The organism is Microbacterium sp. JZ101 (genome assembly GCF_053903175.1).
On the sequence record NZ_CP096400.1, the window covers coordinates 1,049,562 to 1,070,472 of the forward strand.

At 73.6% G+C, this 20,911-nt stretch carries 18 protein-coding genes; 9 read left to right on the forward strand and 9 right to left on the reverse strand.

Features of this window, described 5'->3' with window-relative positions:
• The first annotated feature begins 136 nt into the window (after positions 1-136).
• The gene (locus M1D56_RS04820; RefSeq protein WP_271172222.1) at positions 137-1,042 is read left to right on the forward strand and encodes a PP2C family protein-serine/threonine phosphatase; all 906 of its coding nucleotides are present in this window, start codon (positions 137-139) and stop codon (positions 1,040-1,042) included.
• Positions 1,043-1,342: 300 nt separating this feature from the next.
• Positions 1,343-4,108 (forward strand): FtsK/SpoIIIE domain-containing protein, encoded by a 2,766-nt coding sequence (locus tag M1D56_RS04825; protein ID WP_456284854.1) that lies wholly within the window; start codon positions 1,343-1,345, stop codon positions 4,106-4,108.
• 27 nt (positions 4,109-4,135) lie between these two features.
• Here M1D56_RS04825 and M1D56_RS04830 read toward each other — a convergent pair whose 3' ends face one another.
• Complete coding sequence (locus tag M1D56_RS04830) at positions 4,136-5,131, reverse strand: asparaginase (protein ID WP_456284855.1); 996 nt, start codon at positions 5,129-5,131, stop codon at positions 4,136-4,138.
• 62 nt (positions 5,132-5,193) lie between these two features.
• Here M1D56_RS04830 and M1D56_RS04835 point away from each other — a divergent pair, with 62 nt between their 5' ends.
• Positions 5,194-5,661: an OsmC family protein gene (locus tag M1D56_RS04835; RefSeq protein WP_421075635.1), complete on the forward strand. Its 468-nt coding sequence runs from the start codon at positions 5,194-5,196 to the stop codon at positions 5,659-5,661.
• Positions 5,662-5,664: 3 nt separating this feature from the next.
• Here the strand turns inward: M1D56_RS04835 and M1D56_RS04840 are convergent, their stop codons facing one another.
• Positions 5,665-6,435, reverse strand: coding sequence for a lysophospholipid acyltransferase family protein (locus M1D56_RS04840; protein ID WP_282978104.1), 771 nt, complete (start codon positions 6,433-6,435; stop codon positions 5,665-5,667).
• A 154-nt stretch (positions 6,436-6,589) separates the two neighbouring features.
• Here M1D56_RS04840 and M1D56_RS04845 point away from each other — a divergent pair, with 154 nt between their 5' ends.
• Together M1D56_RS04845 and dxr are read left to right on the forward strand one after the other, a co-directional pair.
• A complete protein-coding gene (locus M1D56_RS04845) occupies positions 6,590-7,546 on the forward strand; it encodes an FKBP-type peptidyl-prolyl cis-trans isomerase (protein WP_271172217.1) in 957 nt (318 codons plus the stop codon).
• Positions 7,547-7,551: 5 nt separating this feature from the next.
• The gene (gene dxr / locus M1D56_RS04850) at positions 7,552-8,637 is read left to right on the forward strand and encodes a 1-deoxy-D-xylulose-5-phosphate reductoisomerase (RefSeq protein WP_456285267.1); all 1,086 of its coding nucleotides are present in this window, start codon (positions 7,552-7,554) and stop codon (positions 8,635-8,637) included.
• A 133-nt stretch (positions 8,638-8,770) separates the two neighbouring features.
• Here the strand turns inward: dxr and M1D56_RS04855 are convergent, their stop codons facing one another.
• From M1D56_RS04855 to M1D56_RS04865, 3 genes are all read right to left on the reverse strand, one after another.
• Positions 8,771-10,381: a Mur ligase family protein gene (locus M1D56_RS04855; protein WP_421075636.1), complete on the reverse strand. Its 1,611-nt coding sequence runs from the start codon at positions 10,379-10,381 to the stop codon at positions 8,771-8,773.
• A gap of 74 nt (positions 10,382-10,455) precedes the next feature.
• On the reverse strand, positions 10,456-11,151 hold the full coding sequence (locus tag M1D56_RS04860) for a YcnI family protein (RefSeq protein ID WP_456284856.1): 696 nt from the start codon (positions 11,149-11,151) through the stop codon (positions 10,456-10,458).
• 154 nt (positions 11,152-11,305) lie between these two features.
• Entirely contained in the window at positions 11,306-11,908 is a 603-nt protein-coding gene (locus tag M1D56_RS04865) for a hypothetical protein (protein ID WP_456284857.1), read from the reverse strand.
• Between the two features lie 77 nt (positions 11,909-11,985).
• Here M1D56_RS04865 and M1D56_RS04870 point away from each other — a divergent pair, with 77 nt between their 5' ends.
• Positions 11,986-13,320 carry a M50 family metallopeptidase gene (locus tag M1D56_RS04870; protein WP_421075639.1) on the forward strand — a complete coding sequence of 445 codons (1,335 nt, stop codon included), beginning with the start codon at positions 11,986-11,988 and terminating at the stop codon, positions 13,318-13,320.
• 17 nt (positions 13,321-13,337) lie between these two features.
• Here the strand turns inward: M1D56_RS04870 and M1D56_RS04875 are convergent, their stop codons facing one another.
• Positions 13,338-15,272, reverse strand: a complete 1,935-nt coding sequence (locus M1D56_RS04875) for a chorismate-binding protein (protein ID WP_456284858.1) — start codon at positions 15,270-15,272, stop codon at positions 13,338-13,340.
• Between the two features lie 243 nt (positions 15,273-15,515).
• Between M1D56_RS04875 and ispG the strand changes: the two genes are divergently transcribed.
• Positions 15,516-16,667: a flavodoxin-dependent (E)-4-hydroxy-3-methylbut-2-enyl-diphosphate synthase gene (gene ispG / locus M1D56_RS04880; protein WP_271172211.1), complete on the forward strand. Its 1,152-nt coding sequence runs from the start codon at positions 15,516-15,518 to the stop codon at positions 16,665-16,667.
• 22 nt (positions 16,668-16,689) lie between these two features.
• Complete coding sequence (locus M1D56_RS04885; protein WP_456284859.1) at positions 16,690-17,445, forward strand: metallophosphoesterase family protein; 756 nt, start codon at positions 16,690-16,692, stop codon at positions 17,443-17,445.
• Between the two features lie 6 nt (positions 17,446-17,451).
• Here the strand turns inward: M1D56_RS04885 and M1D56_RS04890 are convergent, their stop codons facing one another.
• Positions 17,452-18,138 carry an alpha/beta fold hydrolase gene (locus M1D56_RS04890; protein WP_456284860.1) on the reverse strand — a complete coding sequence of 229 codons (687 nt, stop codon included), beginning with the start codon at positions 18,136-18,138 and terminating at the stop codon, positions 17,452-17,454.
• 58 nt (positions 18,139-18,196) lie between these two features.
• Positions 18,197-18,808, reverse strand: a complete 612-nt coding sequence (locus tag M1D56_RS04895; RefSeq protein ID WP_456284861.1) for an NAD(P)H-dependent oxidoreductase — start codon at positions 18,806-18,808, stop codon at positions 18,197-18,199.
• Between the two features lie 66 nt (positions 18,809-18,874).
• On the opposite strand from M1D56_RS04895, the gene M1D56_RS04900 reads away from it, so the two are divergent.
• Positions 18,875-19,462, forward strand: a complete 588-nt coding sequence (locus tag M1D56_RS04900; protein WP_456284862.1) for a TetR/AcrR family transcriptional regulator — start codon at positions 18,875-18,877, stop codon at positions 19,460-19,462.
• A gap of 10 nt (positions 19,463-19,472) precedes the next feature.
• Here M1D56_RS04900 and M1D56_RS04905 read toward each other — a convergent pair whose 3' ends face one another.
• Positions 19,473-20,900, reverse strand: coding sequence for an RNB domain-containing ribonuclease (locus M1D56_RS04905; protein ID WP_456284863.1), 1,428 nt, complete (start codon positions 20,898-20,900; stop codon positions 19,473-19,475).
• Positions 20,901-20,911: the final 11 nt, after the last annotated feature.

Genomic DNA, 20,911 nt, shown 5'->3' on the forward strand with positions numbered 1-20,911 from the left:
CTCGCGGAGGGCCCGCACCGGCACCGGTGCGGGCCCTCCGCCGTGCGGCCGACGCAGCCGGGTCGCACGGCTCGACTAAGATGTGATGACCCGCGCTCGCTCGCACGAGCGCTCCACGACACCCGGAGGCCGATCCGTGCCAGACGCACCCGTGACGACGCAGTCGACGATCGTGCGACGATCCGGAGGCGACGTCACCGTCTCGTGGGCGGCCGTGACGGACCGCGGTCGCAAGCGCGAGATCAACCAGGACGCGGTGCTCGCGCAGTTCCCGCTCTTCGTCGTGGCCGACGGCATGGGCGGCCACATCGGCGGCGAGATCGCGAGCGCCAGCACGATCGCGCAGCTGCAGCGCGTGGTCGAGCACGGCGACATCACTCCCGAGGCGATCGAGGAGGCTCTCCAGCGCGCCGTCGGCGACATCGGCGATCACCCCGAGACGACCGACGAGGGCACCGGCACGACGGTCACCGGCATCTACCTCCACGCGGACGGCGAGGAGGACGCCTGGATCGTCCTGAACATCGGCGACTCGCGCGTCTATCTCGACCGCGACGACGCGATCGCCCAGATCACGGTCGACCACTCGCTCGTGCAGGAGCTCGTAGCCTCGGGTCGGCTCAGCCCCGAGGAGGCCGAGAACCACCCGTACGGCAACGTCATCACGCGCGCCGTGGGGCCGAGCGAGAGCGTGATCCCCGACTACGTGCGGCTCGACGTGCGCGCGGGCGACCGCTTCGTGATCTGCTCGGACGGGCTCACCAAGGAGCTCACCGACTACGGCATCCTCCATTTCCTCCGGCAGAACCCCGACCCTGCCGCGGCCATCGAGGCCATGCTCGCCGCGGCGCTCGAGAACGGCGGGCGCGACAACATCTCGATCATCGTCGTCGACGTCACCGAGCCCGGCGCTCCGGCCCCTGCGTCCGCCGATGACGCCGCGACCGCGCAGCTGCCGACCGTCGACGCCGCCGAGACGGCAGGCGCCTCGGGCACGGATGAGGACCCGGACCCGTCCGAGACGGCGGGCCCGGCCGCGTAGCGCGTCCTGACGTCGGCGCGGGCCGGCACGCGCCGCGGGCACAGGCCCTCGCGCCGGATCGGCCCACGCCGGATCGGCCTGCGCGCTGGATCGGCCCGGGGATGCGAGCGTCACCGGATTCGGATCGGCGGGGCGGGTGAGCGCTCCTGGGACAGACACGCGCACAGGAGCCCCGGCCATCCGATTCCGGGCACCACAACGCGGCCCGCGCCGCGTGCACAGGCCTGCGCGCCCGGCGCGTCTGTCCACAGGGGAGCAGTCGCCGGCCATCCGACTCGTCATCCGCGATGACATGGGAGCATGACGAGTCCCCTCGCGGCGCGCATCGACGAGCCGCTCTCGCTGCCGTCGCCCGCCCCGCCGCCGCGGCCCGCACGCTGGCCGCTGTTCGCGGCGCTCGTGCCCGTCGTCGGCGGCGTCGCCATGTGGTTCGTCACGGGGTCGCTGCTGTCCCTCTGCTTCGCCGCCCTCGGCCCGCTCATGGCCGTCGCCGCCGCGGTCGACGCGCGACGCAGCTCCCGACGGGAGCGTCGGCGCGCCGACGCCGCCTACGCCGAGGCGTGTGCGCGCATCGAGCGCGAGATCGAGCAGCGCCACGATCGCGAGCGGGTCGAGCTGAACCGCCGGCTCGTCGATCTCGGTGCGCTGCTCGCCGACGAGCGCGCGGTGTGGCGCGCTCCCTCCGACGAACTCGTGGTCGGCCGCGGGGAGGCATCGAGTCGCGTCCGCGTGTCGGGCGGCGAGGGCGAGCGCGCAGACGCCCTGCGCCGGCGGGCGGGCGTCCTTCCCGATGCCCCGATCTCCATCGCACCGGGCGAAGGCGTGTGCGTGCGGGGAGCGCCGGTCGTGGCCCAGGCGGTGGCGCGCGCCCTCGCGCTCCAGGTCTGCCTGCGGATGGCTCCCGAGGCTCTCGGCGTCGCGGCGGCTCCTCCCGGGGAGGAGTGGATGGAGGCGCTGCCGCATCGGCAGACCTCGGCGCCGTCGCGGCGTCTGGCGCTCTCCGGCGAGGGACCGCCGCCGGACGCGGACATCGTGATCGCGGTCCGCGCGCCGGATGCCGCTCCGCCCGAGGCCTGCGGGGCGGTCCTCGACGTCGGCGAGGGCCTGCAGGGGCGGCTCATCCGCGGCACGCACGAGGAGGACGTCGCCCTCGAGGCCGTCTCCCGCGCGCAGGCGCAGGCCGTGGCCGAGGGGCTCGCGGGCCGCGGAGCCGAGCGCGGCGGCCGCGGCGGGCCCGATGCCGCGCTGACCCTCGGCGAGCTCGAGCCCGTCGCATCCGGGGATCGCGCGGGTCTGCCGGCGGTCGTGGGGCGGGCGGACGGCGAGCCGGCCGTGATCGACATCGTCGCCGACGGTCCGCACGCGGTCGTCGTGGGGACGACGGGAGCGGGCAAGAGCGAGCTGCTCGTCACGTGGGTCGCCTCGCTCGCGAGGACCTACACCGCCGACCGCGTGGTGTTCCTCCTCGCGGACTTCAAAGGCGGAACCGCGTTCGATGCGCTCTCCGAGCTGCCGCACGTGACCGGGGTCATCACCGACCTCGATGGGGCGGCATCGCGGCGGGCGGTCGAGAGCCTGCGCGCCGAGGTGCGCCGGCGCGAGGCACGGCTCGCTGCGTGCGGGGCGCGCGATGTCGGCGCGCCCGGCGTCGAGCTGCCTCGCCTCGTCATCGTCGTCGACGAGTTCGCGGCCATGCTGCAGGAGCACCCGGATCTCCACGCCGTCTTCGCCGACGTCGCCGCACGCGGCCGGGCGCTGGGCATGCATCTCATCCTGGGCACGCAGCGCTCGACGGGCGTGCTCCGCGATGCCCTGGTCGCCAACTGCCCCCTGCGCATCGCCCTGCGCGTCGCCGAGCCGTCCGAGAGCCGCGGCGTGATCGGCGTCGATCTCGCCGCGACGCTGCCGGGCGGCGCCGACGGGCGCGGCCTCGCGTACATCCGCCGAGCGGCCGACGCGGCGCCACGGCTCACGCGCATCGCGCTCACCACCCCGCGCGAGCTCGCGCCGATCGTCGCCGAGGGGGCGCCGCGCGCACAGGGCCCGTGGCTGCCGCCGCTGCCGTCCGAGCTGCCCCTCGCCGCGGTGCGCGGCCGCGAGCCGGATGCCTCCGCCGTCGTGCTCGGCATCGCCGACGATCCGGAGCGGCAGCGCCAGCCGGTGGTGACCCTCCGCCCCGGTGTCGAGCGCGGGCTCGTCGTCGTCGGCGGATCGGGGAGCGGCACCTCGAACGTCGTGCGTCTCGTCCGTGCGCAGCGCCCCGATGCCATCGTCGTCCCCCGCGACGCGGAGGGAGCCTGGGATGCCGTCGAGCGCGCCGAGCACGCCGTCGACGGGCTGCTCCTGATCGACGATCTCGACGCTCTGCTCGCGCGATTCCCCCACGACTACGCGCACGCCATCGCCGAGCGCATCGAGAACGTCGTGCGCGATGCGGGGGAGAGGCGGATGACCGTCGTCGCGACGACCGCGCGCGTCACCGGCGCGGTCGCGCGGATCATCGATCTCCTTCCGCGGCGGGCGCTCCTGGCGCTCGCGTCGCGCGCCGACCACGCCGCGGCGGGCGGCGACGCGACGACGTTCGACCCGCGGCGGCCGCCCGGGCGCGGGGTCCTCGACGGGCAGGAGGTGCAGTTCGCTCTCGCTCCCGGCGCAGCTCGCGACGACGCTGAGCCGGCCACGCCCGTCGCCTGGCGCCCGGGCGCTCCCGTCACCGCGCTGGTCGTGAAAGCGGCACGTCGACGCTGCGCCGCGCTCGCCGACGGATGGGGCGACGGCGTGCGGATCCTCGCCCTGGACGAGCTCCCGCCGGGATCCTCTCTCGAGAGCCTCGCTTTCGCGGACGCGCCGGTCGTCGTCGCGGGGGAGCCTGAGTCGTGGCAGCGCCAGTGGGCGCTTCTTCAGGAGGCGCGCGGCGGCCATCCGCTGGTCGTGGGCGCCGAGTGCGCGACCGAGCTGCGCGCGCTCACCGGGGAGCGGGAGCTGCCGCCCTTCGCGCGCACGCGCGCCTCGCGGGCGTGGCTGTGCGCCGACGGGCTCCCGCCGCGACGGATCGTGCTGCCATGATCCGACACGGCTCGGTCGGGCTCGGCGTCACACGGTCGCGCGGATGCGACCCACCTCGACGCAGCCGCCGCGGATCGACAGCAGCGGGTGGCTGCGCGCGAAGGAGTCGACCGCCTCCGCCGAGAGAGCGCCCGCCCGCGCGAGCAGGGTGAGCGCGACGACGACCCCCGCGCGCGTCGAGCCGTCGAGCATCTTGAGTGCCACGGTCGTCCCGTCAGGAGCGATCATCGTCTGCACGCCCTCCGCGCCGAACTTCGAGTAGACCCCGAACGTCTCGATCGCGACCGTGTCCGGGCGGCCCGGCCCGTCGACCGTCCAGGGGTGCTCGCGCACCGCCCGGACGAGCGCGCCTGCGACGCGGTGCATCGCGAACGGCGACCGCTCCGACGAGTTGCCCGCGCGGTGCACGGCGCGCGCGAGCCCCGCGAGCGTGATCGCGTGCACCGGCGCGCCGCAGCCGTCCACGACCGTGGCGCCGACGCGCTCGCCCGACAGTCGCTCGACGACCTCGCGGATGTGCAGCTGCAGCGGGTGCGCGGGGTCGAGATACGTCGCGGTGTCCCAGCCGCTCGCGACGCACGCCATGAGCATCGCGGCGTGCTTGCCCGAGCAGTTCATCCGGAGGCGGGACGGCTCGAAGTGGTCGCGCACCATCGCGTCGCGGGTCGTCGAGTCGCTCGGCCACTGTGCGGGGCATCCGAGGGCGTCCTCGCTGAGGCCGACCGATCCGAGCATGTCACGCACCACCGAGGCGTGACGGTCGGTACCCGCATGGCTCGCGGTGGCGAGCGCGAGTCGCTCGCCCTCGAGGGGCGCGCCCGCGGTGACCGATCCGATGGCCTGCAGCGGCTTGAGCGCCGAGCGGGGGAGCACGAGCGCGTCGGTGCGGCCGAGCGCCGTGACCACCTCGCCGTCGGGCGACAGCACGAGCGCGGCGCCGACGTGGCGGGACTCCACGAACCCTCCTCGATCGACGACGGCGAGCTCGACGGCATCCGGGGCGGTGAAGGTCTCTGGGGTCACCTCACAACCCTAACGAAGCGCCGCGGGCCCTCCGCCGGCGTCCGCGGTGCGACACTGGGGGCATGCTCGGCGAACACCACTACGCGCTCACCGCCACCTGGACCGGCAACCGGGGCACCGGGACATCCGGATACCGCGACTACGACAGGTCCGTGTCCCTGAGGATCGAGGGCAAGCCCGAGGTGCTCGCATCCGCCGACGTGCCGTTCCGCGGAGACGGTGCGCGCTGGAACCCCGAGGACCTGCTCCTCGCGGCGCTGTCGGAGTGCCATCTGCTCTCCTACCTGCACGCGTGCGTCGTCCGCGGCGTCGTCGTCACGTCGTACGTCGACGAGGCGGTCGGAACCATGCGCCAGCAGGGCAACGGCGGGCGGTATGAGAGCGTGACGCTGCGCCCGCGGGTCACGGTCGCCGACGCGTCGATGGTCGAGGACGCGCGCGCGGCGCACGACGACGCCCACGAGTGGTGCTTCATCGCCAACTCGGTGAACTTCCCCGTGCACCACGAGGCGGAGGTCTCCGTCGGCTGACGGCTACAGGCGCTCGTGGGGCAGGGCGCGCTTGATCTTCTCGAGCGTGCTGCTCGCCGGAAGCTCGTTGTAGACCCCGGCGAGCTCCTGGCCGGACAGCTCGTGGATGGCCGCCATGATCTGATCCGTGGCCGCGCGGCGCGCCTTGCCCGAGGACGCCGGTCCGTGCACGGACACATCGATCGGCGCGCCGAAGCGCACCGTCACCCGGTCGCGGAGCGACGGCATCCGAGCGCCCACCGGCATCACCTTGTCCGTGCCGATGAGCCCGATCGGCACGACCGGGGCGCCGCTCTCGAGCGCGAGGTACGCGACGCCCGTCCGGCCCTTGTACAGGCGCCCGTCGCGCGAGCGCGTGCCCTCCGGGTGGAGCGCCACGGCCGCGCCCGTCGCGAGGATGTCCTTCTGCCGGTCGAGCGCGTCGAGCGCGGCCTGCCCGGCGGCGCGGTCGACAGGGATCGCGCCGACGGCCGTGAAGAACGTCCGCGAGAACCAGCCCTTGAAGCCGGTGCCGGTGAAGTAATCCGACTTCGCGAGGAAGTGGACAGGGCGCGGTGCCGCCGCGATCGGGATGACGATCGAGTCGATGAACGACAGGTGGTTGCTCGCGAGGATGACCGCCCCTTCGGCGGGGATGTTCTCCCTGCCCTCGACTCGAGGGCGGTAGACGGCGCGCGCGAGAGGAGCGAGGACGACGCGCCCCAGCGTGTAGACCCAGCTGGGGCGGACGGGTGAGCCGTCGGACTCGGCCGGGTTCTGCACGTCGTCGGTCATCCCTCCAGGGTACTGCCGACGTATGCCGCCGCCGGAATCCTGCGGATCGCCGGTGCGACCGCGGCGTTCAGCGCATGCGGAGCGGAAATCGGGGAGGATGGGACGCGATCCCCCGATGAATGAGGTTTCCGTGCGTGCTCGCTCCCTTGGCCTGATGTCCACCGCCGTCGTCGCGGCTCTCGCCCTCGCGGGCTGCGCGCCCTCGGGAGAGGCGGAGCCGGAGGCGTCGCCCACGGGCACGCCCGCCGACCTCTGCGCGGCCGCCGCCCCCACGGGTGAGGCCGTGGAGTCGGTGACGGTGGACGGCGAGCTCGGCGAGCCGTCGACGGCCACCTTCGAGAAGCCGATCGAGGTCCCCGAGGCCCAGCGCCTCGTCCTCGAGGAGGGCGATGGCGAGCCGGTCCAGAGCGGCGACTACCTCAACTACGCGCTCACCGCCTACGACGCCGTGAGCGGCGAGAAGGTCGGGGAGCTCGGCTACAACGAGGGCGAGCTGCTCCCCGCGCTCGTGTCGCCCGAGTCGCTCGGCCAGTTCACGGGGTGCGAGAACGTCGGCTCGCGTCTCGTGCTCGCGCTTCCGTCGGGCACCGACCAGGCCGGCACCGCGACGAACGCGCAGATCTACGTCTTCGACCTCCTGAGCGTGACGCCGACCGCGGCGTGGGGTGAGGAGCAGGAGCCGACCGAGGGCATGCCCACGGTCGAGCTCGCCGAGGACGGCGCTCCGACCGTCACGATCCCCGAGGGCGCCGAGGCGCCGGAGACGACCGAGCTGTCGACCCTCAAGGCCGGCGACGGCGCCACGGTCGAGGCGGGCGACATGGTCCTCGTCCAGTACACGGGCGTGAAGCTCTCCGACGGCTCCGTGTTCGACTCGAGCTGGGACCGCGGCACGCCCGCGCAGTTCGAGACCACGGGCGTGGTGACGGGCTTCAAGAAGGCCCTCGAGGGCCAGAAGGTCGGCTCGCAGGTGCTCGCGGTCATCCCGCCCGCCGAGGGCTACGGCGCGAGCGAGGGCAACGAGCTCCAGGAGGAGACGCTCGTCTTCGTCGTCGACATCCTCGCGACCCAGCACCCGGCGCCCGCCGCAGAAGAGGCTCCGGCGGAGTGACCCGCGTGCGTCGCGTCATCGTCCTGGGGTCGAGCGGGTCCATCGGCACGCAGGCGCTCGAGGTCATCCGCGCGCACCGCGACCGGTTCGAGCTGGTCGGCCTCTCGACGGGATCCAACGAGGACCTGCTCCGCGCGCAGGCGGCCGAGTTCGGCGTCGAGCACACGGCCCTCGGCGCGGAGGGCTCGGCCCAGCTCGTGCGGGACGTGGACGCCGACATCGTGCTCAACGGCATCACGGGCTCCGTCGGCCTCGGCCCCACGCTCGCCGCGCTCGAGGCCGGGCGCACGCTCGCCCTCGCGAACAAGGAGTCGCTCATCGTCGGCGGCGAGCTCGTCAAACGGCTCGCCCGCCCGGGGCAGATCGTCCCGGTCGACTCGGAGCACTCCGCGATCGCCCAGGCCCTGCGGGCCGGGGAGCGCGGCGAGGTGCGCCGCCTCGTCGTGACCGCGTCGGGCGGGCCGTTCCGCGGATGGTCGCGATCCGCGCTCGAGGACGTCACGCCCGCCCAGGCGCTCAAGCACCCGAACTTCTCGATGGGGCGCGTCATCACGACGAACTCGGCGACGCTCGTGAACAAGGGCCTCGAGGTGATCGAGGCGCACCTGCTCTTCGACGTGCCGTACGACCGGATCGAGGTGGTCGTGCACCCGCAGCAGCTCATCCACTCGATGGTGGAGTTCCACGACGGCTCGACGATCGCGCAGGCCGGACCGCCGCGCATGCTCGTCCCGATCGCGCTCGGCCTCTCGTGGCCCGAGCGTCTCGTCGACGTCGACGTGCCGATCGACTGGACCGCGGCGCAGACGTGGGAGTTCTCGCCGCTCGACGACGACGCATTCCCGTCGGTGCGGCTCGCGCGACGTGCGGGTGAGGCGGGTGGCACGCATCCCGCCGTCTACAACGCCGCCAACGAGCAGGCGGTCGAGGCGTTCCACGACGGGCGGCTGTCGTTCCCCGGCATCGTCGACACGATCGCCGCCGTGCTCGACCGACACGAGGCTCCGGCCGAGCTCACGCTCGAGACCCTCGCCGACGCGGAGGCCTGGGCGCGGCGCAGCGCCGACGAGCTCATCGCCGTACGCGGCTGACGGCGCGCGCGCCCGCGGGTGCACTTGCCGCGTGCGGCCGCCATCCGCGGATCTGACCGGCCGGACGGGGCAAACGCCAGGGCACGGGGCAAGCGCCAGGGCTCGGGGGCAAGCGCTAGGGCTCGGGTGTGGCTCAGTCCTCGTAGGGGACGGGCCAGGCCGGGTCCGGCACGGGCCAGCCGGCGTCGCGCAGCGCGCGCCGTGCGAGCTCGCGCGCTGAGTACGGCGTGCGAACGCCCTTGATGTCGCGGTAGTCCTGGTGACCCGGGCCCGCCCAGAGGATCGCGTCGCCCGGTCCGACGAGCTTGACCGCCTCGACGATCGCGGTCTCGGGCGGCGAGAACTCGTAGATCGGGTGATCCGGGTTCGCCGCGCGTGCGCCCTCGAGGAGGGTCGCGCGGATGGCCGCGGGGTCCTCGTGACGCGGGTGGTGGTCAGTGATGACGACGATGTCGCTTCCCTCGACCGCCGTGCGGCCCATGTCGCGGCGCTTCGTCTTGTCGCGGTCTCCGTCGGCGCCGAAGAGCATGAGCACCTTGCCGGGAGTCACGCGGCGGACGGCCGCCAGCGTCTTCTCGAACGCATCGGGCGTGTGGCCGAAGTCGACGTAGACCGCCGGGCCCTCCGGTCCCGAGACGAGCTGCGTGCGCCCGGGCAGGTAGGCGCGGATGCCGCCGTCGCGCTCGAGCGCCTCGACGATGCGCTCCCACGCGAAGCCGGCCTCGAGCAGCATGACGATGGCGGTGCCGGCGTTCGACGCCATGTGCGGGCCGATGACCGGCACGACCGACGTGAGCGCGCGGCCATCCGGTCCGGTCAGCGTGAACCGCGTGCCCTCCTGGCGCTCGTCGTCGATCGTGACGATCCAGTCCGCCTGGGCGGCCGCATCGGGGTCGGCCGCGATCGACGGGGTGGCGACGGTGACCACGGGCACGGTCGCGCGCGCGACGTACTCCGCACCGGGAGCCGAGTCGAGGGAGATGACCGCGCGGCGCGAGCGCTCGGGCGTGAAGAACGACGCCTTCGCCTCGAAGTACTCGCGCATGTCGGCGTAGTCGTCGAGGTGGTCGTGCGTGAGATTCGTGAACGCCGCGACGTCGAAGACCAGGCCGTCGACGCGATGGCGGGTCAGCGCCTGCGCGCTGACCTCGACCGCGACGGCCTCGACGCCCCGCTCGCGCATGAGGGCGAGCAGCGCGTGGAACTCGCTCGCCTCGGGGGTCGTCAGACGCGACACGATGACCTCGCCCGCGATGTGGCGCTCGGCGGTAGAGGAGAGCCCCGTCACCACGCCCATCTGGGTGAGGATGCCGTCGAGAAGGTGCGTGATCGAGGTCTTGCCGTTCGTGCCGGTCGTCCCGAGGAGCAGCGGCAGGTCGCGGTCGGTGCCGTAGACCCACGCCGACAGATCGCCGAGCACGGCGCGCGGGTCGGAGACGACGACGATCGGCAGACCGGCCGACGCCGCGATCTCGGCGCCCTCCGTGTCCGTCACGACCGCGACGGCGCCCTTCTCGGCCGCGGCCGCCGCGAACTCCGCACCGTGGCGGTTGACGCCGCGGATCGCGACGAACGCCTCGCCCGCGCGCAGGTCTGCGGTCGCGAGCGTGACGCCGGTGAGCTCGACGCCCGTCGCCTCCCCGCGCAGCTCGCCGCCGAAGCGCTCGGCGAGCTCGGTCAGGGAGCGTCGCGGCGGGTTCTCCGGTCGCAGGACGGGGGGCAGGTTCGACGGTGTCGCGGACATCCTCTCCATCGTCTCACGCGCGATCCGAGGAGAGCATGCGAGGCGCCGACGGGGTGTCGGCGCCTCGCATCGTCTCAGCGTCGCGCGGTGCGGCGATAGGCGAGGATGCTCACGACGAGCGCGGCGATCCCGGCAGCGAGCCCGCCCGCACCGAGCGCGACCGGCACTGCGCCGCTGTCGGCCTCGCCCGCGTCCGTCTCCGTCGTCGCGTCGTCCGCAGCGTGGCCGTCCTCTTCCGCCGCCGGCGCGAGCGTCACGACCGGTGCCGGAGCCTCGAGGTCGTGCGGGTCCTCGCCGTCCTCGGCGATCTCGGACCACGAGGTCGACCCGTCGACGCACAGCTGCTCGACGGGGAATGCGAGCGTGTCGGGAGCGTCGGCGGCGTAGGCGACCGAGAGCTCCACCGCGGCGCGCATCGCGTTCGGGACGGGCTCGTCCGCCGTGTACGTGATCGACTGCACGAGGCCGGTCGACGCGTCGCGCTCGACGTCGATCGACCATCCGGCCTGGACCGTCGGGACGACCGAGTCGATGCCGTCGGCGGGCGGCGTGATCACGAGGGCGGTCGTGGGGGAGTCGTCGCATCCGTGCGAGAACGCGAACGTCAGCACGTCGTACCCGCCCGCGACGGGAGCGTCGGGCGTCACGGTGACGTGCGCGTGCGCCGCGAGCGGTGCGGCCACGAGGGCGGCGGCGAGGGCGCCGGACGCGGCGAGGCGGATGCCGCGACGGCGGATGGCGGGACGACGGGCAGGGGCGATGGGAGTCATGGCTGTTTCCTTCGGGGTCTTCGATTCGCTCCGGCGCAGCGCGGCCCGGCTGCGGGGCAGGCCGGAGGGCGCGCGGGGGTGCCGGATGGCGCGGATGCGCCGGACGTCGCGCGCGGCGATCGCGGAGCGCGACGGGTGCCCGGGGTGGGCGATGTCAGGCGAAGGAAGCCGAAGGCGGTCCGCGCTGCAGGCGGATGTCGTGGAAGCGCCGGCTCGCCCGCTCGCTGCGGCGGTCTGCACGCAGAGGAAGCCGACGACGGATGCGCACGAGCGGGAGCGCGGCCGCGCGCACGAGGCGCGCGATCGCCCACGCGGCAATCGCGCGGACGAGCTGCTCGCCGCGCCAGAGGAGCGCCGTCGTGACGAGCGCGGCGACCGCGTGCGCCGCGAGCATGGGGGCATCGGCCGCCGTCGCGAGGACGGCCGTCTCGACGAGGGCCGGATGCGCGTGCGCCTCGGCGTGCAGATGCCCCGCGTGCGCGCTCGCGGAGATGCGCGTCGCGACCGGCGACCCGAGCGCGAGGAATGCGAGGTGGAACGCCGCCTGGGTCGTGACGACGGCGGCGAGCACGCGGGACAGACGCGGACGCGGGCCGACGACGAGGATGGCCGGCAGAGCGAGCACCGCGGCCATCGCGACGACGAGGAGCGGAGCGGGAGCGGCTCCGCCGCCGACCGTGTGCGAGACGGCGGCGAGCACGGTCGCGACCGTCGACGCAGACGCCCCGCGGAGGGCGCGCAGCTGCCGGTCGGTCACGCCCCCCAGGATAGGCGCTCGCCGCGTGCGTCCGTGCCGTGCGGGGAACTCCGAGGCGTGGCCGCTAGCGTGGCGGCGTGGATGTCCTCGCGTTCGTGATCGGTGTGCTGGTCATGGTGGTCGGCCTCGCGGTCTCGATCGCGCTGCACGAGATCGGGCATCTCGTGCCCGCCAAGCGCTTCGGCGTGCGGGTCGGGCAGTACATGATCGGCATGGGCCCGACGCTGTGGTCGACGCGCCGCGGCGAGACCGAGTACGGCGTCAAGGCGCTCCCGATCGGCGGCTACATCTCGATGGCGGGCATGTACCCGCCGGCGAAGGACGAGCCGACGACCGCGGCCGACTCGGCCGCGGTCTCCGCGCGCACCGCCCGTCGCCGCGGCATCTACGCGACGCTCGTGCAGGACGCGCAGGCGGCGAACGCCGAGACGCTCGAGGGCGTCGACGACGCGCGCACCTTCCATCGGCTGCCGGTGTGGAAGCGCGTCGTCATCATGCTCGGCGGCCCGATCATGAACCTCGTGCTCGCGGTCGTCCTGTTCGCGGTGCTCTTCAGCGGCATCGGCATGCAGCAGGCGACGACGACGGTCGCCGCCGTGTCCGAGTGCGTCCTTCCTCCCGGTTCGACAGCCACCGAATGCGCGGCCGACGACCCCGAGGCGCCGGCGCACGCGGCCGGCATCCTCCCCGGCGACCGTCTCGTCGAGCTCGACGGAACCCCCGTGGAGACGTTCGCCGAGGCATCCGAGATCATCCGCGCGCACCCCGGCACGGCCATCCCCGTCGTCGTGGAGCGCGACGGCGCCCGTGTCCCGCTGACGCTCACGCCCGTCGAGAACGAGGTCGAGGTCACCGCGGACGACGGCACGACGTCGGTCGAGACCGTCGGCTACGCCGGCATCAGCTCGTCGGTCGAGCGCGTGCGCGAGCCGATCTGGGCGGGTCCGCAGGCGGCAGCAGACAACGTCGCGGCGGTCGTGGGGATCGTCGTCGACCTTCCCGCTCGGCTGTACGACACCGCCTACGACCTCTTCACCGGCGGGGAGCGCGACGCGGACGGCCCGATGAGCGTCGTCGGCGTGGGGCGTCTCGCGGGTGAGGTGGCCGCGACCGACGCGCCGATCCTCGACCGCGTCGCCGTGATGACGAGCCTCCTGGCGTCGCTCAACGTCGCGCTGTTCGTCTTCAACCTCGTGCCGCTGCTGCCGCTCGACGGCGGTCACATCCTCGTCGCCCTGTGGGACGGCGCGCGCCGGGCGGTCGCCAAGCTCCTCGGCCGCCCCGAGCCGGCGCCCACCGACGCCACGCGCCTCGTGCCCCTCACGCTCGTCGTGGTGGTGCTCCTCATCGGCATGGGCGCGCTGCTGTTCGCGGCCGACATCTTCAACCCCGTGCAGCTGCTCGGCGGCTGAACGCGCGCCAGGCGGTCTCAGGCGAGCGCGTGCGCGACGAGGCGCTCGAGGGTCCGCATGCCGTCGCGCGACAGGATGGACTCGAGGTGCCCCTGCACCGACGCGAAGCCCGCACCGCGGAGGGCGTAGACGTCGCCTGTCGACAGGTCGGCCGCGACCTCGACCTCGCCGACCGCGCCGCACCGCGTCTCGCTCGGCGTGAGCCGCGTGACGCCGGGCGTCACGCGGGCCGTGAAGGTGTTGTAGAAGCCGATCGATGCGCGCTCGCCGAACAGGTCGACATCGAGCTGGAGGCCCTGGTGGGGGCTCGCGAGCGTCCCGAGGCCGACGCCGATGCGGTCCGCGAGGATCTGGTGGCTCAGGCACACGGCGAGAAGGGGTCGGTGCTGCTCGAGTCGGCGCACGACGACCTCGCGCATGCGGGCGACGCGCGGGCTCTCGTCGTCGCGCGGATCGCCGGGGCCGGGGCCCGAGACCACGAGCTCCGCCGCGTCGAGGCGGGCGGGCTCGGCCTCGCTCCAGTGCACGATCTCCACGTCGAGGCCCAGGTGGCGCAGCTGGTGCGCGAGCATCGTCGTGAAGCGGTCCTCGGCATCGACGACGACCGCGCGTCGGCCCGTGTACGGCGCCTGCCGGGCACCCGGCTCCTGCTCCTGCATCCAGAACGGCGCGAGGCGCGCGTTGCGGGAGGCCAGGAGCGTCGCGATGTCGGGGTCGTCGGCGAGACGACGGGCGGGGGCCGGCTCGTCGTCGTCGGGCACGATCGTGATCGCGCGCGGGATGGCGCCGATCGCGCCGAGCACGCCGGCCGCCTTGCCGTGCGTCTCGCTGACCTCCCCGTACGGATCCGAGTGCCGCACGAGGGTCGCGCCGACCGGCACGCGGAGGCGCCCGTCCTCGAGATACGCGGTGCGGATGAGGATCGGGGCGTCGAGGTCGTGCCCGCCCTCGGCGTTCGGCGTGAACAGCGCGGCGACACCCGAGTAGTACCCGCGCGGCGACGCCTCGTGGCGGCGGATGACCGCGCACGCGTTCTGCATGGGGGAGCCCGTGACCGTCGGGGCGAACATCGTCTCCCGGAGGATCTCGCGCGGGTCCAGGCGCGAGCGCCCGCGCAGCACGTACTCCGTGTGCGTGAGGCGCGACATCTCCTTGAGATGCGGGCCCGTGATCCGGCCGCCGTCGCTGCAGACGGCGCTCATCATCTTGAGCTCCTCGTCGACGACCATGAAGAGCTCCTCGGTCTCCTTCGTCGACGAGAGGAACTCCGTCAGCGTCTCGACCGTCGCGCCGCCGGCCGGATGGCGGAAGGTGCCCGAGATCGGGTTCATCGTGACCACCCCGTCGCGCGCGCTGACGTGCGCCTCGGGGCTCGCCCCGACGGCCACGTGCCCGGGCGTGATGATCGCGAAGGTCCAGTACGCGCCGCGCTCGTGCTCGAGCAGCGCGCGGAACCAGGTCAGCGCGGCCACGCGCGGGTCGGCGTCGACGCCGGCCACGTAGTCGCGGCGGATGACGAAGTTGGCGCCCTCTCCGCGCCCGATCTCCTCAGAGATGACACGGCGGACGATCGCCGCGTACTCCGCGTCGTCGAGGTCGAAGCCCGCGGACGCGAGCGGGATGTGCTCGGCCGGCAGCGCGGCGACGGCGGCGTCGAGCGGGATGGCCGAGTGGGCGTCGACGGTGAGGCAGCGCAGCGGCGCGTCGTCGTCGTGCGCCTCGAAGCCGCGCTCGCGCACCTGGCGGAACGGCACGAGCGCGAGCACCTCGCGCGGGGTGCCGTCGGGCCCGGTCAGCGGGATGTCCGCGAGCAGCTCGACGTCGACGACCTCGCCCTCGAGCACCTCAACCGCGTCGCCGCCCTCTCGGACGATGAGCGCGAACGAGGCGCCGGGGTCGGCGGCGAGGCGGGCGATGAGGTCGGCCGTGGCGGGGGCAGCGGTCCCGGTCATGCGTGAAACTCCTCCTGGGCGAGGCTGCCCTCAGACAGAAAAGACCGCCCCATCCGGTTGAACTGGGCGGTCGAATTCGAGGTTCGCGAAGCACCGCCTATCGGGCGGGCCACCAGGTGCGGTTCGCGAACATGCGCCTGAAACTACCACAGGCGCGCGGAGCCTGCCCGCGGTGCGACGCTCCCGCCGCTCCGCTCGCCCGCCATCCAGCCCGCTTCCACCCGTGCGGCGTAACCTGGACCCGTGCCTGCAGTGAACATCGGTATGCCCCGCGTGCCCGAGACCCTCGCCCCGCGCCGCAAGTCGCGTCAGATCCGGGTCGGGAAGGTCCTCGTCGGCGGCGACGCCCCCGTCAGCGTGCAGTCCATGACGACGACGCCGACCACCGACATCAACGCGACGCTGCAGCAGATCGCCGAGCTCACGGCGTCGGGCTGCGAGATCGTCCGCGTCGCGGTGCCGAGCCAGGACGATGCGGATGTCCTCCACATCATCGCGAAGAAGAGCCAGATCCCGGTCATCGCGGACATCCACTTCCAGCCGAAGTACGTGTTCCAGGCGATCGACGCCGGGTGCGCGGCTGTCCGCGTGAACCCCGGCAACATCCGCAAGTTCGACGACCAGGTCGGCGCGATCGCGAAGGCCGCGCAGGCCGCCGGCGTCTCGCTCCGCATCGGCGTGAACGCGGGCTCGCTCGACCGCCGCCTGCTCGAGAAGTACGGCAAGGCGACGCCCGAGGCCCTCGTCGAGTCGGCGGTGTGGGAGGCGAGCCTGTTCGAGGAGCACGACTTCCACGACTTCAAGATCTCGGTCAAGCACAACGACCCGATCGTCATGGTGAAGGCGTACCGACTGCTCGCCGAGCGCGGCGACTGGCCGCTGCACCTCGGTGTGACCGAGGCGGGCCCCGCCTTCCAGGGCACGATCAAGTCGGCCACGGCGTTCGGCATCCTCCTCGCGGAGGGCATCGGCGACACCATCCGCGTCTCGCTCTCGGCGCCGCCCGCCGAGGAGGTCAAGGTCGGCCACCAGATCCTGCAGTCGCTCAACCTGCGCGAGCGCAAGCTCGAGATCGTGTCCTGCCCGTCGTGCGGACGCGCCCAGGTCGACGTCTACTCGCTCGCCGACAGCGTCACCGAGGGGCTCAAGGACATGACGGTGCCGCTGCGCGTGGCGGTCATGGGGTGTGTCGTGAACGGGCCCGGCGAGGCGCGCGAGGCCGACCTCGGCGTCGCATCGGGCAACGGCAAGGGCCAGATCTTCGTCAAGGGCGAGGTCATCAAGACCGTGCCGGAGGCCGAGATCGTGCAGACGCTCATCGAGGAGGCGAACCGCATCGCCGACGCGATGGGCCCGGACGCCCCGCTCGGCACCGCGCAGGTCGTCACGGCGTAGCGCCGCGCGGCGCCGTGCCAGGATGGCGTCCGTGCCCCTCGACCGCATCGCCCTGATCTCCGACGTCCACGGCAACCTCACGGCGCTCGAGGCCGTGCTCGCCGACATCGCCGCGCGCGGCATCGGGCACATCGTCAACCTCGGCGACACGGCGGGCAAGGGCCCGCGCGGAAGCGCCGCCGTGGCGCGCGTGCAGGAGGCCTGCGCGGTCAACGTGCGGGGCAACTGGGACGACTTCCTCGACACCATCCCGGACGAGGGCCCCGCCGAGATGGTCTGGTGGCGCGACGAGCTCACGGCCGCGCAGCGCCTCTGGCTGCGCACGCTGCCGCTCTGCCACGATCTCGCGCTGAGCGGGCGCCGCATCCGCCTCTTCCACGCGTCGGCGGAGAGCCCGCACGTGCGCGTGCACTTCCACCACACGGCCGAGCAGTTCGCCGGGATGTTCCGCGCCACCGAGATGACCGGACCGGGCGCGGCTCCCGACGTCGTCGGCTACGGCGACATCCACGACGCGTACATCGAGTCGACCGACGGACGCACGCTCTTCAACGTCGGCAGCGTGGGCAACCCGCTCGACGAGCCCACGCCGTCGTACGTCATCCTCGAGGGCGAGCTCGATGGGGAGCGCGGCGCCCCCTTCGGCGTCCAGTTCGTGCGCGTGCCGTACGACGTCGAAGCCGAGATCGCGGTCGCCCGGGAGCGCGCGATGCCCACGGCGGACGTGTGGGAGATCGAGCTGCGCACCGCCGTCTACCGCGGTCGCCAGACCGCCTGAGCGGCCTCAGCGCACGGCGGCGGCGACGAGCTCGGCGAGCCGCTCCGGCTGCGTGAACTGCGGCCAGTGCCCCGAGCCGATGCGCACGACCTCGACGTCGGCGATGGCGCTGAACTCGTCCGCGAACGGCCCCCACTGCGCGAGCTCGGCGCGGAGGGCGTCCTCGTCCATCGACCCCATGAGGAGCGTGACCGGCACGTCGTGCCGTCGCGGATCCGAGAGCGCGATCTCGTCGGTCGGGACCCGGGTCGGCACGCTTCCGGTGAGCGCGGCCGTCCGCTCGCGCGTCTCCGCGTCGAGGTCGGCGGTCTCGGGCGCGTCGAAGAAGTCCCACCCCGGGAACGGCACGACGCCGCCCTCGACGGGGAACTCCGAGATGCCGAAGCCGGGCGCAGGCGGCACCGTGTCCACGAAGACCGCGCGTGCCACGCGATCGGGCCGCGCATCGACCGCGCCCCAGGCCACGTTGCCGCCGCCCGAGTGGCCCACGAGGACCACCGGCTCGGCGGCGGCGTCGATCTCCGCGACGACCGCGTCGATCCAGTCGGCGAGGCCGATGTCGCCGGGATCGGGGTCCCCGACGCCGGGCATGGTGAGGGGGCGAGGGCGATGGCCGGCGGCCGTGAGCGCGTCGACGATCGGCCCCCAGGACCGTGCGTCGAGCCAGAGACCGGGAATGAGGAGGACGTCCATGCCCTCGACGCTAGCGGCGGCCTCCGACATGGCGGAAGGGGCGGCGCCGCGTTCTGCTTCAGGCGGATACGGGGCGGGCGATCAGGGCGCCGGGCGCCTCTCGCGAGACGCGCGCGGCGTCTCGCCGCGCGTCCTCGGCGACCCGCTCCAGCCATCCGCTCCGCCGCTGCGCGTCGGCATGGCGGACGTCGGTGAAGCGAGAGGCGCGCACCCGGCGGATGCCGCAGAAGCGCAGGGTCTGTGCGCGCAGCTGGCGCATCGCGGGGTCGCCCGTCGCCCACAGGAACCATCGCGGTGAGTCGCTCGTCATGATGACCCGGCCCGTGCGCCCGTGGAGGAGCCCCTCGGGGAACCCGTTCGCCCGATATCGGTAGGCGACGCGGGGCAGGAGCACGCGATCCAGGAAGCCCTTGAGGAGTGCGGGCGTCGATGCCCACCAGACCGGGGTCGCGACGACGACGTGGTCGGCGGCGAAGATCGCCTCGAGGGCGCGCTCGAGGTCGGGCTCGAGCGGCTGCTCGGCCCGATAGCCCGCGCGCAGCACGGGATCGAAGTCGAGATCGCGCACCGCGAGCACGACCGCGTCGCCATGCGCCTCCGCGTAGCGGCGGGCCAAGGCGGACACGAGGGAATCGGGCGACGGATGGCCGTCGATGACGAGAGCGGGCACGGCTCCTCCTGAGATGTGGGCACTGTCCAGAATGTGGACACTGTCAGGATAGCTAGGATCTTGCGCGTGTCAACATCCGTCAGCAGGTACCACCATGGCGACCTCGGTCCCGCGCTGCTCGAGGCGGCGGACGCGCTCCTGTCCGAGCGCGGTGCGGCGGCGCTGAGTCTCCGTGAGGTCGCACGCCGGGCGGGTGTGAGCCACAACGCGCCGTATCACCACTTCGCCGACCGCCTCGCGCTCCTCAAGCGCCTCTCCGAGCGGCACATGGACGCCCTCCTGGACGCGCAGCGCCGCGCGGCGGAGGGGGAGCGCGATCCGCGCGCACGGCTCCGCGCGATCGCGTCGGCCTACGTCGGGTACGCGCGGGAGCATCCGCACGGCTTCGGCATCGTCTTCGACCCCGAGGTGTGCGTGCCCGGCCATCCGTCGGAGGCGATGGCACCGCTCATCCGCGCGAACGAGGAGCTGATCGCCGAGGTCGTCGCACAGGCCGCGCCCGAGCTCGACGCTCCGACGCGGGAGGCCGCGGTCGCCGGTGTGTGGGGCCTCGCCCACGGACTCGCGACGCTCGTCGTCGCGGGGCACATCGACGCGGGGCAGGTCGACGCGGGCATCGACGGCGTCATCGCCCTCGCGAGCGCATCCGCCTGAGCGCCGGGCGTCACGCGACGGAGAGGACGACCTCTCCCGTCGCGATGTCGGTCGACTCGACGCGCACGCGGATGCGCGTGCCCGGCTCGACCGCCTCCCGCACCGTCGCCGTCACGAACGGGTCGGCGATCTGCACGCGGCGTCCGCCCTTCGTCTCGGCGAGGACGACCGCGTCCAGGACGTCGCCGATGCGCGTGTGCAGGACGGCCGCCTCGACGCGGTCGACGGCGCGGGACTCGAGACGAGACGCGAGGGCCGACGACCGGCGCATGATGTCGGGCAGAAGCGGCAGGGTGTCGACATCGGCATGCCCCGTGCAGGCGAGCAGCACGAAGCGATCGACGAGCCGCCGCAGGGGAGCGGTCGCATGCGCGTAGGGCGCGCCGATCGCGGCCTGGCCGGCATCTGCCGGGATCTCGTCGGGAGACGTGAACGCCGCGTAGTCCGCACCGCGGAAGAGCGCGCTCGCGGCCTGCAGGACCGCGGGCGTCGCGGGGTCGGCGGGGTCGAGCCGGCGCAGGTACTCGCCGTAGTCCACGGCGTCGTCCCAGGGGCGACCGAGGAGCGCGACGCGCCGCCGGAACTCCGCGAGCGACTCCTCGTCGGCCGGCGGCATCGTCCGCAGGATGCCGCGGCCCTCCCGCTGCATGATCGCGGCCGCGGCCATCCCCGTCATGAGGGAGATCTGCGCGTTCCAGTCCTCGACGGGAAGGGGCCTGCGCATCCGCAGCGTGTAGCCGTCCGGCCCGTCGACGATCTCCTCCTCGGGGGCGTTGAGGCTCGCTCCGCCGCGCGCGGCCTCCTGCGCGATCCGCAGGGGGCCGACCTCTGCAAGAAGCCGGAGCGTCTCCGGAGCCGAGCCGTCGTCGATCGCCCGCTGGGCCTCCTCGTACGTCCACTGGCGCCGCGATCGCACCCACGCGCGCTCGAGCGTCACGTCCTCGGGGCCGTGCGCTCCCTCGGCATCGAGCGCGAAGCGCCACACATAGGCGCGGCGGTCCTCGTCGGGCAGGAGCGACGCGGCCCCGTGCGACAGGGCCTCGGGATGGAGCGGGATGGAGCCGTCCGGTGCGTAGAGGGTCTGCCCGCGGCGCCGTGCCTCCGCGTCGATCGCCCCGCCGGGGCGCACGAACGCCGCGAGGTCGGCGATCGCGTAGTGGACGACGAAGCCGTCACCCGCGCGGGCGATGTGCATCGCCTGATCGAGATCGCGCGATCCCTCGGGATCGATCGTCAGGAACACGAGGTCGCGCAGATCCGCGCGCTCGGCGTCCGAGCCGTCGACGGCGGCATCGCTCGCGGCGACCTCCTCCGCCTCGGCGACGACCTCGGGCGGGAACGAATCGGGCAGCTCGAGCGATCGCCGCAGCTCGGCGAGCGCCTCTCCGAGCGCGCTCTGGACGGCGGACGGCGACAGGCGGGTGTGACGTGCCGGCATGCCGTCAGCCT